Annotated in this window: 16 protein-coding genes; 13 read left to right on the forward strand and 3 right to left on the reverse strand. The window is 58.1% G+C overall.

Going from position 1 to position 14701, the window contains the following annotated elements:
* Nucleotides 1-58 precede the first annotated feature (58 nt).
* Nucleotides 59-1624 carry a class I adenylate-forming enzyme family protein gene (locus AC0V6L_RS06785; protein WP_486153558.1) on the forward strand — a complete coding sequence of 522 codons (1566 nt, stop codon included), beginning with the start codon at nucleotides 59-61 and terminating at the stop codon, nucleotides 1622-1624.
* Between the two features lie 594 nt (nucleotides 1625-2218).
* On the opposite strand, the gene AC0V6L_RS06790 is transcribed toward AC0V6L_RS06785, so the two are convergent.
* Nucleotides 2219-2545, reverse strand: a complete 327-nt coding sequence (locus AC0V6L_RS06790; protein ID WP_486153559.1) for a UrcA family protein — start codon at nucleotides 2543-2545, stop codon at nucleotides 2219-2221.
* A 225-nt stretch (nucleotides 2546-2770) separates the two neighbouring features.
* On the opposite strand from AC0V6L_RS06790, the gene guaA reads away from it, so the two are divergent.
* The 8 genes from guaA to AC0V6L_RS06830 all read left to right on the forward strand — a co-directional run bounded on the left by guaA (nucleotide 2771) and on the right by AC0V6L_RS06830 (nucleotide 9034).
* On the forward strand, nucleotides 2771-4357 hold the full coding sequence (gene guaA, locus AC0V6L_RS06795; protein ID WP_486153560.1) for a glutamine-hydrolyzing GMP synthase: 1587 nt from the start codon (nucleotides 2771-2773) through the stop codon (nucleotides 4355-4357).
* 98 nt (nucleotides 4358-4455) lie between these two features.
* On the forward strand, nucleotides 4456-5070 hold the full coding sequence (locus AC0V6L_RS06800; protein WP_486153561.1) for a YceI family protein: 615 nt from the start codon (nucleotides 4456-4458) through the stop codon (nucleotides 5068-5070).
* A gap of 18 nt (nucleotides 5071-5088) precedes the next feature.
* On the forward strand, nucleotides 5089-5616 hold the full coding sequence (locus AC0V6L_RS06805; RefSeq protein WP_486153562.1) for a metal-dependent hydrolase: 528 nt from the start codon (nucleotides 5089-5091) through the stop codon (nucleotides 5614-5616).
* Nucleotides 5594-5932, forward strand: coding sequence for a hypothetical protein (locus AC0V6L_RS06810; protein WP_486153563.1), 339 nt, complete (start codon nucleotides 5594-5596; stop codon nucleotides 5930-5932). The genes AC0V6L_RS06805 and AC0V6L_RS06810 overlap by 23 nt, the downstream gene beginning before the upstream one ends.
* The gene (locus AC0V6L_RS06815) at nucleotides 5916-6308 is read left to right on the forward strand and encodes an endonuclease III domain-containing protein (RefSeq protein WP_486153564.1); all 393 of its coding nucleotides are present in this window, start codon (nucleotides 5916-5918) and stop codon (nucleotides 6306-6308) included. The genes AC0V6L_RS06810 and AC0V6L_RS06815 overlap by 17 nt, the downstream gene beginning before the upstream one ends.
* Nucleotides 6302-6958, forward strand: coding sequence for an endonuclease III domain-containing protein (locus AC0V6L_RS06820; RefSeq protein WP_486153565.1), 657 nt, complete (start codon nucleotides 6302-6304; stop codon nucleotides 6956-6958). The genes AC0V6L_RS06815 and AC0V6L_RS06820 overlap by 7 nt, the downstream gene beginning before the upstream one ends.
* Nucleotides 6959-7063: 105 nt before the next feature.
* Nucleotides 7064-8038 (forward strand): NAD(P)H-dependent flavin oxidoreductase, encoded by a 975-nt coding sequence (locus AC0V6L_RS06825; protein WP_486153566.1) that lies wholly within the window; start codon nucleotides 7064-7066, stop codon nucleotides 8036-8038.
* Nucleotides 8039-8359: 321 nt separating this feature from the next.
* Nucleotides 8360-9034, forward strand: a complete 675-nt coding sequence (locus AC0V6L_RS06830) for a hypothetical protein (RefSeq protein WP_486153567.1) — start codon at nucleotides 8360-8362, stop codon at nucleotides 9032-9034.
* A 99-nt stretch (nucleotides 9035-9133) separates the two neighbouring features.
* On the opposite strand, the gene AC0V6L_RS06835 is transcribed toward AC0V6L_RS06830, so the two are convergent.
* Nucleotides 9134-9589 carry a hypothetical protein gene (locus tag AC0V6L_RS06835; protein WP_486153568.1) on the reverse strand — a complete coding sequence of 152 codons (456 nt, stop codon included), beginning with the start codon at nucleotides 9587-9589 and terminating at the stop codon, nucleotides 9134-9136.
* Between the two features lie 97 nt (nucleotides 9590-9686).
* The gene (locus tag AC0V6L_RS06840) at nucleotides 9687-9905 is read right to left on the reverse strand and encodes a zinc-finger domain-containing protein (protein ID WP_486149499.1); all 219 of its coding nucleotides are present in this window, start codon (nucleotides 9903-9905) and stop codon (nucleotides 9687-9689) included.
* 94 nt (nucleotides 9906-9999) lie between these two features.
* Here AC0V6L_RS06840 and AC0V6L_RS06845 point away from each other — a divergent pair, with 94 nt between their 5' ends.
* From AC0V6L_RS06845 to AC0V6L_RS06860, 4 genes are all read left to right on the forward strand, one after another.
* Nucleotides 10000-10953 (forward strand): ABC transporter ATP-binding protein, encoded by a 954-nt coding sequence (locus AC0V6L_RS06845; RefSeq protein ID WP_486153569.1) that lies wholly within the window; start codon nucleotides 10000-10002, stop codon nucleotides 10951-10953.
* A gap of 29 nt (nucleotides 10954-10982) precedes the next feature.
* Complete coding sequence (locus tag AC0V6L_RS06850; RefSeq protein ID WP_486153570.1) at nucleotides 10983-11987, forward strand: MBL fold metallo-hydrolase; 1005 nt, start codon at nucleotides 10983-10985, stop codon at nucleotides 11985-11987.
* Between the two features lie 362 nt (nucleotides 11988-12349).
* Nucleotides 12350-13954 carry an L-aspartate oxidase gene (nadB, locus tag AC0V6L_RS06855; protein WP_486153571.1) on the forward strand — a complete coding sequence of 535 codons (1605 nt, stop codon included), beginning with the start codon at nucleotides 12350-12352 and terminating at the stop codon, nucleotides 13952-13954.
* Nucleotides 13951-14700, forward strand: coding sequence for a hypothetical protein (locus AC0V6L_RS06860; protein ID WP_486153572.1), 750 nt, complete (start codon nucleotides 13951-13953; stop codon nucleotides 14698-14700). Before nadB ends, AC0V6L_RS06860 begins: the two co-directional genes overlap by 4 nt.
* The last annotated feature ends 1 nt before the right edge of the window (nucleotide 14701 follow it).

Below are 14701 nucleotides of genomic sequence, written 5' to 3' on the forward strand. Positions count from 1 at the left end.
AATCCAAACTGCGAAGCGCTCTTGCCGCCGATCGCTTCGCGCGGCATCCTGCTCGCCTATGACACCGCCCGCAGCACAAGCGGCCATCAAGGCCCAACTCGCCGAGCCATTTGGCTCTTTCGCCGCCATCCTTCGTGAATGGGCAATGGCGCAACCTGATGCGATCGCTCTCGTCGATGACACGCGCGATTGCGCTTGGGCGGAATTGATTGGCGAGGTTGAGCGATTGGCGGCGCGGCTTGTCGAAACGGGGTTGGAACGCGGGCAATCGGTGGCGATCCTTGGCACATCCAGCGTCAATTACGCTTTGGTGTTTCTGGCCGCGGTACGGGCGGGCGGGGTCGCAGCGCCCCTCACCACCAGCGCTTCGGCCCAGCAATTGGCTGGCATGGTCGCCGATTCGGGCGCGCGGCATCTGTTTATTGATGCTGGCAAAGCAAGCGAATTGAGCGCGGATTTTGCTGCTGATCTGATGCGCGTTCCGCTTGAGAATATTGCGCAATGGATGGCCCCGCCGGGCAGCCGCGCGCCCAATTTTGACCCCGCGCCTGGCGATCCGTTCAATATTATCTATTCCAGCGGCACCACCGGCATTCCCAAAGGGATCGTTCATTCGCATCAAATGCGCTGGCGTCAGTTTGGGCCGACTGCGATGTCCTATCTGGAGGCTGGCCTGCCGGTGCGCTCGCTGGCTTCCACTCCGCTGTATTCGAACACCACCATGGTCGGATTTTTGGCGCCGCTTTTCGCAGGCGGAACGGTGCGGATCATGGGCAAGTTTGATGCCGCGCGCTGGCTTGCCCATGCGCAGGCGGACCGGTCGACCGTCACGATGCTGGTGCCGGTGCAATATCAGCGGCTGATGGATTTTGCCGGGTTTGCCGATTTTGATTTGTCATCGCTGACGCTCAAATATTGCACATCCGCGCCGTTTTCCGCTGAGTTGAAACGCGAAGTGCTCGCCCGGATGCCGGGCGGATTGGTGGAGATTTATTCGATGACCGAAGGCGGCGTGGTGTGCCTGCTGGAATGTCACAAGTTTCCCGATAAGCTTCACACGGTCGGGCGACCTGCGCCGGGCAGCGAGATGCGGGTTCTGGATGATGAGGATAACGAAGTGCCGGCGGGAACCCCCGGCAATCTGATTGGGCGGTCGCACACAATGATGTCCGGCTATAAAAACCGCCCCGACAAAACCGCCGAGGCGCGGTACACCGATCCTGAAACCGGCGAGGTATGGATGCGCATGGGCGATATTGCCCGGGTGGATGAAGATGGCTTTGTGGAATTGGTGGGCCGCGCCAAGGACATGATCATTTCAGGCGGGTTCAACATTTATCCCAGCGATCTGGAAAGTGAATTGCTGAGCGAGGCCGGCGTGCTTGATGCCGCAGTTGTCGGTGCCTCCTCGCGCAAATGGGGGGAAAGCCCGGTGGGTTTTGTCGTGCTTGACGAGAGTGCGCAGGCGCCAGATGCGGTCATGCAGGCGGTGAATGTGCGGCTTGGCAAAACGCAGCGGCTTGCTGCGCTCCATGCGGTTGATGAATTGCCGCGCAGCCATATCGGCAAAATCCTGAAAAGCGATTTGCGCGAAAAAGCGGATCAATTGGGCGGGGTCGAATAACCGTCTGCGCGCAAGCCTCGGGCGTTTTGGCGAGAGCCGCGATTGGAGACGCGGCCACGCTTTGGGAGAGGGGGAGAGTGTGGCCGCGTCTCGCGGATCGCTGCGCGCTCGTTTTAGCCGGTAGGCAAAGAAACCGGACCGCCGATCCCAGCACACCCCTTTTGGGGCACTGGACGGTCCTGCTTCTCTGCCTGCGGCTCAAAGCATCCGAATGGCATCAACGCGGGGAACGCTGACGAAAGAGCGCGGCGAGGGGGAGGGGCAAAGCCTGAGTGCTGGAAGACACCCGGCTTTGGGTTGCCGACGCTCTCTTTTATGATCGGACGCTTGCGAGCGGCAAGCGAATGGCATCCGATGTATCGCCCGTGTCCGGGATAGATCGGTTGCCTATATGCGCCCGGTGAAAGAGGAGAGAGAAACCTTTCGCCCGGCGACGGGAGCCATTTGGTGTTCGATTGCATGAAACTCAAATGCGAAAACGTCGATTTTATTTGCGCTTTATGCAACATAGCGCGGAAGCCCTCTGCGCCGTAACGCAAAGCGGCTGCCCGACCTATCAGGCAGCCGCTCAGCAAATCAAAAAGCTGAGATTGTTCAGTTGGCAGAGGCCTGTCCGCTTCCGCGTGCTTCGTTGGCGGCAAACTTGGATACAGCCTGCATGGCCGCGGCGCGCGCATCAGCGACGCACTTTTCGTCTACAATGGTGCGTCCAAGAGCATAACGGGCATTGGTTTCAACCGTGCAGGCCTTGCGCAGCTTGGCCTCGATGCGCTGCTCCAACACGGCGCGGTCAGCGGCGTTGCCAAGGTCCACATTCTCAAGCGAAACGCGCACGGGGACGGTGGTGATGTTGTCTTTTGCCACGGCACTTGCAGGCACAGCGATGGCAGCAAGAGCGCAAAGCGGGAGATAAAAACGCATGGGAGATGTCCTTTGAAAAACAGATCGAAACATTGTGCAGCGCACAAAGATAATTGTGCAAACGCGAACAACGCTACGTTTGTTCCAACAAGTTGGATGCAAAATTTTCGTTTCAGTATGTACAAGCTCAATCAGCGATGTTGCAGCGCAGCGATATAGGCCGCCTGAAAACTTGTCCCAACCCCGCTGGACAGTGCGCCGCGCCTTGCCGTAACGCGCGTGTCCATGGACGACACGCACATCCCCGATTCCATCCTTATCGTCGATTTCGGCAGCCAGGTGACCCAGCTGATCGCGCGCCGCGTGCGCGAGGCGGGGGTTTATTCCGAAATCGCCCCATTCAACGCCGCCGAAGACGCTTTCAAACGGATGAAGCCCAAGGGCATCATTCTGTCAGGCTCGCCCGCCAGCGTGCCCGAAGACGGCAGCCCGCGTTGTCCGCAGAGCTTTTTCGAAGCGGGCATCCCGATCCTTGGCATTTGTTACGGCCAACAGGTGATGAGCCAGCAATTGGGCGGCGAAGTGCGCCCCGGTCATGAAACCGGCGGCGATGGTTCAAGAGGCGGCGAATTTGGCCGGGCTTTTCTGACAGTGACCAAACCCTGCGCCTTGTTTGATGGCCTTTGGAAAGAAGGCGAACGCCATCAGGTTTGGATGAGCCACGGCGACAAAGTCACGCAGTTTGCTCCCGGCTTCGAAATCGTCGCAACGTCTGATGGCGCGCCATTTGCTGTCATTGCCGATGAAAAGCGCAAATTTTACGGCACCCAGTTCCACCCCGAAGTCGTCCACACGCCCGATGGCGGCAGGCTGCTCGCCAATTTCGTGCGTCATGTCTGCGGACTGAAAGGCGATTGGACGATGGCGGAATTTCGCAAGACCAAAATTGCCGAAATTCGCGAACAGGTTGGCACCGGCCGGGTCATTTGCGGCCTGTCAGGCGGAGTGGATAGCGCGGTTGCGGCCGTCTTGATCCACGAGGCCATCGGCGACCAGCTTACCTGTGTCTATGTCGATCATGGCCTCATGCGGCTTAATGAAACTGAACAGGTCGTCAGCCTGTTCCGCGATCATTACAACATCCCGCTTATCGCGGTGGATGCAGAAGACACGTTCCTCAAAGGGCTGGCCGGGGTCACCGATCCTGAGAAAAAGCGCAAATTCATCGGCGGCGCGTTCATCGACCTGTTTGAAGCCGAAGCCAAAGGCGTGGGCGGTGCGGATTTCCTCGCCCAAGGCACGCTCTATCCCGATGTTATCGAAAGCGTGAGTTTCACAGGCGGACCATCGGTGACCATCAAAAGTCATCACAATGTTGGCGGCCTGCCGGAACGCATGAACATGCAGCTGGTCGAGCCTTTGCGTGAATTGTTCAAGGACGAAGTGCGCGATCTGGGCCGCGAACTGGGCTTGCCCGAGGCTTTTGTTGGTCGCCATCCTTTCCCCGGACCCGGCCTTGCAATCCGCATCCCGGGCGAAGTGACCAAAGAGCGCTGCGATATCTTGCGCAAAGCGGATGCGATCTACCTCGAAGAGATCCGCAATGCCGGATTGTATGATGCCATTTGGCAGGCCTTTGCCGTGCTACTGCCCGTAAAAACCGTGGGCGTGATGGGCGATAGCCGCACCTATGACAGCGTCTGCGGCCTGAGGGCTGTGACCAGCACCGATGGGATGACGGCTGATGTCTATCCGTTCGATGCAAGCTTCCTGACGCAGGTGGCCACGCGGATTGTGAATGAGGTTCAAGGGATCAACCGGGTGGTCTATGACTACACCAGCAAACCGCCCGGAACGATTGAGTGGGAATAGACCGCGCCGCGAAATCACCGTGCAACTTTCGCGCTGGTTCAAGCGTATCATCAGGGTAATCAATGATACAGAAGTCAACGAAAAGCCGAGCATTTTTCATGAGCAACATCACCCGCATCGCCTTCGCATCATTGGCCGTGTTCTCCGCGGCAGCCTGCGCGCCTGACGCTTCCCAGCCCGAAGCGCTAACAGCAGGCGTCTGGACAATTGATCCTGACGCCTCATCGCTTTCCTATGTCTCGGTGAAATCGGGCGATGTTGCAGAGCCGAACACGTTCAGCGCGCTGTCCGGCACCGTGTCTGAGGCGGGTGAGGCAGCGATCAGCATTGATCTTGCCAGTCTGGAAACGGGCGTCGATATCCGCAATGAACGCATGCGCGATGTGTTCTTTAATGTGGCTGACAATCCCACCGCAGACATCACAGCGACGATTGATCCTGCAGCTTTCGAAGCGTTGAACGTAGGAGAGAGCACAAGCCAAACGCTTGAAGCTAAGCTCACCATCAAAGGCGTTGAAGCTCCCATTGAAGCCAAAGTGCAGGTCACCCGCGCGGGCGCTGATCGTGTTTTGGTCGTTAGCGAGGCGCCCGTTATCGTCTATGCCGATGCGCTCGAATTGTCAGAAGGGCTTGCCCAATTGCAGGAACTGGCCGGCCTTGATGCGATCACGCCTGCCGTGCCTGTCACCTTTTCGCTGACATTTGAGCGATAAAGGGCCGATCTTGGTCACATGCCTACCATTTTCACTCACGCTGTCGTCCCGCTTGCCATAGCGGTTGCAGCGGGGCGCGGGCGTATATCGCCCAAGCTGGCGGTTGCCGGCGCGGTGTTCGCGATTGCGCCTGATGCCGATGTGGCGGGCTTCAAGCTGGGCGTTGAATATGCCGATGAATGGGGCCACCGCGGTGCGACCCATTCGCTAGCATTTGCATGCATATGCGCCGGTGCGCTGGCGCTGGTCTGGAAAGAGGCGCGCAGCGGTCTGGCGCTTGCATTTTTGACATTCGCGATGGCCAGTCACGGTCTGCTTGATACCCTGACAAGCGGCGGGCTGGGCGCGGCGCTGTGGTGGCCATTTAGCGAAGCGCGCATTTTTGCCCCATACACGCCCGTGAGAGTGTCCCCGATTGGCATGGATTTTTTCTCCATGCGCGGGCTGGAGACGGCTTTGTCTGAATTTCGCTGGATTTGGCTGCCTTGCATTGGTTTGGCTGCGGCAGGATGGGCAATGCGCTATGCAGCTCGATCTAGGCTCTGATCCGCGCAGCGATACTTTGCGCGCGTTACAGGGCGCTTTGATTGGCCAATTTGGGCGGATCATCCGCCCCGCTGATAAACGTCGCAGCCCTGAATGGGTGCTGGTTCACGGCGTAATTGGCGCGCAAACGAAAACCGCCGCCTCCAACGCATCCACCGATGGGCTTTTGAAAGCTTTTGGCGATTGGGATGCGGTCGCCAATGTGGATGCCGGGACACTCGAGGCGCATTTGCAGCGCCAGACTTTCCCAAGCTGTTGCCGCCCGGCGGCTGAAAGACTGTTTGAACGCTATCAAGACCATGCGCGGCAGTGTTGATCTGCGCCATCTGTCGAACCTTGAAACCGCAGAAGCGATGGTGTGGCTTGAAACATTGCCCGGTGTCGCGCGCAAGAATGCCGCCGGGGTAATGAATGCGAGCACGTTTGAGCGGCGCGCTATGGTGATTGATGGCCATCATCGCCGGATCATGCAGCGCATGGGGCTGGTTCCTGCCAAAGCGGATACGGCCAAAACCTATGATGCACTGATGCCGATTGTGCCGGAAGAATGGTCCGCTGCTGATATGGACGAGCATCATTTGCTGCTCAAAAAGCTCGGCCAGACATATTGCCGCCCGCGCAAGGCGCAATGCGGCGACTGCCCGGTGCGTCGAGACTGCAAGACGGGGCAACAAGGCAGCCCGGCATGCTGAGCGAGCGCCAGGTCGAGGAGGTTTACCGCCGCTTGTCAAACGCGATGCCAGGGCGAACAAAGAACGCCAAGGGGCCAAAAGGGCAGCCCGATGCGTTTCGTTCGTGCATATCGTGCATGCTGTCTGCGCAATCGCTGGACCGGAACACGGCGGCCGCTACCAAGGCTTTATTCAAGCTTGCCAAAACCCCCGAGGCTATGCTGGCGCTGGATGATGAGGCTATTGCGCAGGCGATCAAGCCATGCGGGCTATACAACAACAAGACTCGCAATATTCGCAAGTTCTGCACGGCGTTGATCGCTGAGTATGATGGCATCGTGCCGGATACGCGGGAGGGTTTGATGGACCTTCCCGGAATTGGCCGAAAATGCGCGGACATCGTGATGAGTTTCACCTTTGGCAAAGCCGTGATCGCGGTCGACACTCATGTACACAGGGTGTGCAATCGAATGGGCCTGACTGCGGCAAGAACGGCGGACAAGACCGCGCAGCAATTGGAGGATCGCAGCCCGCAATGGGCGCTTGACGATGGGCATTTCTGGCTCATCCAGTTTGGCAAACGGGTCTGCCGCGCGCGTATTCCCAAATGCGATATCTGCCCGGTTCGCGATCTGTGCGAGACTGGTCCGATCGTCCGGGAAGAAAGCTGACGTTACGGCGCGCTGCGTCTGGCAGACCCTCCCTAAATCGGCGCTTGCATGGATTGTGAAACTCGGCTTGTCTCGCATCCAAACAGCAATTGAGGGAGACGACCAATGAAAACCGCCATCACCGAAATGTTCGGCATTCAGCATCCGATTATTCAAGGCGGCATGCATTATGTCGGCTTTGCCGAAATGGCAGCAGCTGTTTCCAATGCTGGCGGGCTGGGGATCATCACCGGGCTTACCCAGGGCACACCGGAAAAGCTCGCCAATGAAATCGCGCGGTGCAAGGATATGACGGACAAACCGTTTGGCGTGAATATCACCATCCTGCCAACGCTGACCCCGCCCGATTATCCCGGCATTGTCAAAGCGGTGATTGATGGCGGTGTGCCTGTGGTGGAAACCGCTGGGCGTAATCCTGTGGAATTGCTGGGTCCGCTCAAAGATGCTGGCATCAAAGTGATCCACAAATGCACGAGCGTGCGGCATTCTTTAAAAGCGCAGGAAATTGGCTGCGATGCGGTGAGCGTCGATGGTTTTGAATGCGGCGGGCACCCTGGAGAGGATGATGTTCCCAATTTCATCCTGCTGCCGCGAGCTGCCGATGAGCTGGAAATCCCGTTCGTATCGTCTGGCGGTATGGCTGATGGGCGCAGCCTTGTCGCCAGCCTCGCAATGGGCGCGCAGGGCATGAATATGGGCACGCGCTTTATCGCCACCAAAGAAGCGCCAGTGCACGACAATGTGAAACGCGCGATTGTAGAAGCATCAGAATTGGATACCCGGCTTGTGATGCGCCCCCTTCGCAATACGGAGCGAGTGCTGGCCAATGATGCGGTCGATCGCTTGCTCGAAAAGGAAAAAGAGCTGGGCGATGCGATCACCATTCAGGATATCCTGCCCGAAGTTGCAGGGGTCTATCCCTCGATCATGATGGAGGGCGAAATGGACAAAGGGGCGTGGAGCTGCGGAATGGTTGCAGGCCTCATCAGTGATATTCCCAGTTGCCAGGAATTGATGGACCGTATCATCACCGAAGCAGAAGACATCCTTGCCAAAATGAATGCGATGGCGCGCGGTTAAGCGTCTCAATCTGCGCGTTTTTCCTAGAAAGACCGTGATGTATGCGGGCGGCGGCGCAACAAAGCCGCCGCCTGTAGTGAATGCCATGTTCCAGTGCATGCTTAACGATTGTTACCGCCCACATACGTAACGATACGGATAAAAAATCCCTCAAAACCCCGGTAAAGATACGCATGTTGTGATCGCTGCTGTTCGATCTTTGATCGGGTTCGAATGGCGGATCGCAGCCTCTGAAATGTGCCTGTTATTCCGCTGGTGGAATAAGGGGCAGCATAAGAGTTCAGCGTTTGGGAGGCGTCGCGCTCGACAAAGGGAAACGGTGTGGAACAAGTGATTGCAGTAGAAGTGTGGATGGCCTTGATCGGTGCGTCCTGCATAACAGGTTGGCTAATTGGCGACTGGAACGGATCAGAACGCATGCGCAAGCTGATCGGGACAGTCGATGCAGGCGGATTGTATGAGTACGAACCGTTGAGCTTGCCTAGCAAGCCGGGCGCTGAACGCGCCGCGGCAATATCCGGCGCAAGAGCGGGTCACAATGCAAAACAACCCAAGCGAGGATTCTTTGATCAGATGCAAGGTTGCAGGTTTGATCAGGATGACGGCCGCGCTGCACTTCACTTTGGAATGAGGGATCTTGAGCACAGGGCGGGCGATCTCCGGCTCGTGCCTGCAGCGTACTCGCCCGCCATCGATGCGCCAAAAACGCCCGATGCACGGATCGGTCGTTCAAATACTGAGCGCAAAAATGCTGGAGACCGGGATCAAAAGCAATTCGATGTCTTGGCTGCCATACCCACATCGCGCCCTTTGTCTGAATTGCCCGTTTTGTCGGAGTTGCACGCAAAAGCCGAAGCGATCCGGCGCACTGAAGGTGTTTGGGACCATTTTGAAGTGGGGATGGACCTGGATTGCGTGGATTCAACCAGCGCAAAGGTTCTGGATCATTATCAAAGCTCCATTGATAGCCTGCAACGGATCAACAGCGCGCCCTAATTGCGCTAATCCCAAACCCACGTGGCTGGCACGCACACTTGCTTAGCTTGTGTTTTCAAGAAATTGGGAGCGGACCTGCGTGCAGTGTCCGCCCCAAATTCAGCTGGCCTCCGCGTCCTTCTTTTCGCGCGTGTAAGGCACAAAGTCTTCAAAGAATACCGCGCCACTGAAAAAGCCTGAAACGCGATCAATTGTCGTGACTACATCAAGCCGGCACAATTGAGTTGCGCTGAAACGGCGCGACACCAGCACATCATCGCGGTCGATCCGGTCCGGGTTTTTCGTGCGCTGCACGTAAATGGTGTTCCCGCTCCCATAAACATAAGCGGTATCGTCAATGACTGTCAGGCGTTCGCTTGGCCGCGTGCGAATGCAGCGCACAGGTTCACCAGCAACGCGGCCTTCGGTCAATTTGGCGAGGCGTTTCTCGCCTTTTGTCATTTCTACCGCATCATCCGATTGCGCGGTCTCAATATCAGCATCCTGCGCCATAACCGCAGGGCTTGCCGCGAGCGCGAGGCCCATGGCGGCTCCAAACATAGCGGATCGTGTCATGCCTTTATTCCTTCTGCCATCCCCATCCACATCGCAACATTAGGTTTACAATGCTGAATGGGCTGTGACTGGCTCAATGGTGTAAGGCCGAGGGGCCTTATGCATCCGCCGCGCCGCCTTTCAAAACGAACCTACGGTCGCAATAGCCGCATTCGGCAAATCCGCTTTCATCAATCTCAAGATAGACGAGCGGATGCCCCAGAGCGGACGGGCGATACCCTGCGCCTGAACGGATCTGGCTTGCGCCATCGCAGCTGACGCGGCGGGTTTCGACAAAGACGGTTTCGGGTGCGGTTTGAGATTGGGCTGTTGTCATGGCCGCAGCGATAAAAGGCAGACCTTAAAAATTCAATCGCTGTTTCATGGCTCCTGCTTGGCGCGAGGCGGCAGGATCGTTATGGCATCCGCCTATGACCAATGCCCCTGCCATCTGTATCGACAACATTGTCAAACGCTATGCTGCGCCCAAAGGGGCCAAGGGCGAGGACGCGCAAGGCAAATTGGCGCTTGATGGGGTCAGCTTTGATGTGCCCGAAGGATCAATCTTCGGACTGCTTGGCCCCAATGGCGCGGGCAAATCGACGCTGATCAACATCCTTGCGGGCATCGTGATGAAAACGAGCGGGCGCGCGGATATCTGGGGCTTTGATATTGATGAACAGCGCCGCAATGCCAGCCGAGCGATTGGCATTGTTCCGCAAGAGATCGTGTTCGATCCGTTCTTTACGCCGTTTGAGGTGCTGGAGAACCAGGGCGGCTTTTACGGCATCCCTGCAGCTCTGCGGCGCAGCGAGGAATTGCTCGCCGCTGTCCGATTGGCAGACAAGCGCGATGCCTATGCCCGCACTTTGTCCGGGGGGATGAAACGGCGGCTGCTGGTGGCCAAGGCGATGGTGCATTCCCCGCCCATTCTGGTGCTGGATGAGCCCACCGCAGGGGTTGATGTCGAATTGCGCCGTCAATTGTGGGAGCTTGTCACTGAGCTCAACCGCGAAGGGGTGACGGTGGTTCTCACCACGCATTACCTCGAAGAAGCCGAGGAATTGTGCGACCGGATCGCGATCATCAATCACGGCCAATTAATCGCGAACAAGCCCACACGCGAACTGGTCGATATGGCGCGCGAAAAGATCGTTGCGGTAACGGTCGCGAATGACCTTGCCGCACAGCCGGCGCATGATGCCTTTGCCAAAGTGGTCCAAACGGGCGAGCGCGGGGTCGAAGTTACCTATGACAAGGATCAGATGAGCGCGGGCCAGGTGCTCGCCATTCTTCAGGATCAGGGGTTGACGATTGAGGATGTGACCACGCGCGAGGCGGACCTCGAAGATGTATTTGTGCAGCTGACGGGCACAGGCGCGTGAGATTTTCGGACATAAGGATTAGGCGCGCGGTGCGCCCCGTTTTGCCTGCGATGGCTGCGATCGCATTGGGCGGTTGCGGCTGGCTCGCTTTTGAAGATAACACCGCAATGCCTGAAAACAGCCCGGCAGATGCCACATTGGCGCTGCCCCGCGCGGAGCAATCTGCCGAATGCCCATCTAAGGGGGCGGCCCTGCAAGTGCTGGGCAGCGGGGGGCCTATAGCAGAAGGGGGCGATCAGGCGCGCGCGGGCACATCCTATCTGTTCTGGATTAATGGCGCGGCGCGATTGCTGATCGATGCGGGATCGGGCAGTTTCGTGCGCTTTGCCGAGGCGGGTGCCAGCATCGCTGAGCTGGATGCGATCCTGCTCACCCATCTGCATGCTGATCATGCAGGCGATGTGATTGACGTGCTCAATTCCGGAGGGTTCGAGGGACGCACCACGCCTCTGCCTGTCATCGGCCCGGGCAGCGCACCGCGATTTGCTGGGACGAGCGAGTTTCTCGCGCGGCTGATGTCAAAGGATACGGGCGCTTTCGCCTATAATGGCGGATTTCTGGACGGCAGCGAGAACAAGCCAATTTTGCAGCCGCGCGATATTGTCACAAGCGAAGGTGCCGCCGCGCCAACAGGGCTGGATATCTCCAACGATTATTCGGTGATGGCGCATCCCGTTCATCACGGCCCGGTGCCCGCGCTGGGATATGCCATACAGTGGGGCGACCAAAGCATTGTCATTACGGGCGATCAAAGCTTTTTAAGCGAGCGGTTCCTGTCTGACCTTACAGGGACGAAGCCCGCCATCCTGTTCGCCCATCACGTGATCAATGGCGAAGATGGTCAGCCGCGCGGGCTGCACCGAACGCCCGAGCAGATCGGCGAATTGGCGGGCGCGTTGGAAGCAGAAAGGCTGGTGCTGACGCACAATATGCAGCGCTCGCTCAGCCGGATAGACAGCGGGCTGGAGGCGATAAGCGGCGGATATAAGGGGCCTGTCAGTGTTGCTGATGACCTTGATTGCTACGCGCTCTAGCGGCACCGGTTCTGTCATCAAGCTGCGCGCGCCAGACCTTATGCGCGACCCTGTAAAGCGGCTTCTTGCAGTGCTTGCAATTGCCCACATAGCGCCGTCCGTCCCAAACAACCTTGCCGCGCTGGGGCGCATGGCGGCCAAAGACGCATAGCAACCTTTTGATGGGGTGATGCAAGCGGGACATGCGGCCTTGGTGTCCTTTGCTGATAAGCGTTGTGGTCGCCGTGCAGGCGGGATTCGCGCCAATTTACAAGTCACCCGCAGGTGCGCCATGGCCCTAACCATTAAAGGGCTGTAACGCGGCCGCTTTATGGTTGGTGCCAATCTGCTTGCCCCTGCACGAATTGGGCGGCATTGCTCTGATGATGAGCACCTCAACGACCAAGAATTCTCTTTTTGACGTAATCGTAATCGGATCGGGAGCCGCTGGCCTGACCGCTGCGCTGGAATTGGCGGAAAGCAAACGTGTGCTGGTCTTGGCCAAGGGATCGCTGACCGGCGGCTCCACCGCTTGGGCTCAGGGCGGGATCGCCGCCGTGCTGGATGCGGGCGATACCTTTGAAAACCATGTGCGCGATACGATGGTGGCAGGCGCGGGTTTGAATGACCGCGACACTGTCGAATTTGTAATCGAAGGCGCGCCCGCCTCGATTGACCGGCTGGTTGAACTGGGCGTGCCGTTCAATCAGGATTCGGGCGATCTGCATCTCACGCGCGAAGGCGGGCATTCGCATCGCCGGATTGTGCATGTCGATGATGCGACAGGTTGGGCGGTGCAATCCGCATTGCTCAAAGCAGCAGAGGCCAATCCCAATATCACCATGCTGGGCGGGCGCACCTGCGTCGATTTCATCACTGACCGGCATGGCGAGAAGTTCTCTGCCGCAGGCCGGGTTTGGGGCGTTTACGCGTTGAACGAGGACACCGGACGGGTTGAGCGCCATATCGCCCGCGCGACTATTCTGGCCGCTGGGGGAGCAGGGCGCGTCTACCAATTCTCAACCGCGCCGCGGGGCGCGACGGGCGATGGTATTGCGATGGCATGGCGGGCAGGCGCGCGCGTATCCAACATGGAGATGATGCAGTTCCACCCGACTTGCCTTTACAATCTCGAAGTCAAAAACTTCCTCATCACAGAGGCTGTTCGCGGCGAAGGGGGAAGGCTCTACCATCCCGAAACGGGTCACCGGTTCATGGCGGACTATGATCCTGAGCGCATGGAGCTGGCCCCGCGCGATGTGGTGGCGCGCGCGATTGATGATCAGATCAAACGCTTTGGCCTTGATTACGTGCATCTCGATATCAGCCACGAAAGCGCCGATTTCATCCGCAGCCATTTCCCCACGATTGATGAAAAGCTCATCGGGCTGGGCATTGATATGACGACCGGGCCGATCCCGGTCGTCCCTGCGCAGCATTACACCTGCGGCGGGGTGGTGGTGGACCTTAACGCGCGCACCGATTTGCCGGGCCTGTGGGCTGCTGGCGAGGTGACCGAAAGCGGCCTTCACGGGGCAAACCGTCTGGCGTCGAACAGCCTGCTCGAATGCTTTGTCTTTGGCGAAGCGGCAGCTGAAGACATCCTCGCAAATTGGGGCACTTTGGCGGAACCGCCCGCAATCCTGCCCTGGGATGAAAGCCGCGTGACCGATTCCGATGAGGAAGTCGTCATCAAACAGAACTGGACCGAAATCCGCCGCTTCATGTGGAACTATGTCGGTATCGTTCGCACAACCAAACGGCTGGAGCGAGCCAAAAGCCGGATCGAATTGCTCCAGCAGGAGATTGAGGATTATTACGGCGCTTTCCGAGTGACGACCGATCTGATTGAACTGCGCAATCTGGTGCAGGCGGCCGAGCTGATCGTCAGGTCGGCACTGGAAAGGCACGAAAGCCGGGGGCTGCACTACACGCTCGATTACCCGGAAACGGGAGAGCTTGTGAAAGACACGGTGCTGGTGCCGTGACGACATATCCACTCAAAGCCGCCATGACTGCTATTGCCCTGTTTATGGCCGCGCCTGCCTCGGCAAGCCCTGATGTCTTTATCGACTTTGTCGAGGAGCCGATCGGGGTGAGCGAGGACCATTTGTTTCTTCTGCGCGTGTCGACCGACAATTTGGGATATCACGAGGCTTCGCGCGTTGAGGTTTATTTCGTGCAGATCCATTGGGAAACAGGCGCAGAAACCACGCTGGTGGTGGATCGCTTCGTCAAGTCGATGGATTATGACGCAGAGGGTGAGCCCCAAGGCTATTCGATTAAGCGCGACAAAGATTTGGAACCGCGCAGCCCGCACATCATGATGACCGAACGCGGGGGCATTCCGTGGATTGCCGCGTCTCGCCCCGTTAGCTTGTCCGCCCCTCCCATCGTCCAAGATCAGCCCGACGGGATCACGGTTACGTATGGCGGCACGCATCGCATATCGCGTGATGCGGTTCAGGACAGGCTGGAATCGCAAAAGGCCTTTTTTGTCACCAATGTCGCCGAGCACCCGCGCTCATCATCCATGACGACGCAGCAGTATTTTGAACAGCGGACGATCTCTGCTGCCCAATGCGTATCCGATGGCGTTTATGATTACTGGGCTCCGGGCAGAGCGAAACTGCCTCTGCTGATGCGCCTGCGCTGCGCGTATGATGATGACAGCGAGCAGACTTCATTGATCGTTCAGTTGCGGCCTGCTTCGAATAAGCAAGAGGGGCAATAGA

The organism is Erythrobacter sp. JB1-15 (assembly GCF_057365035.1).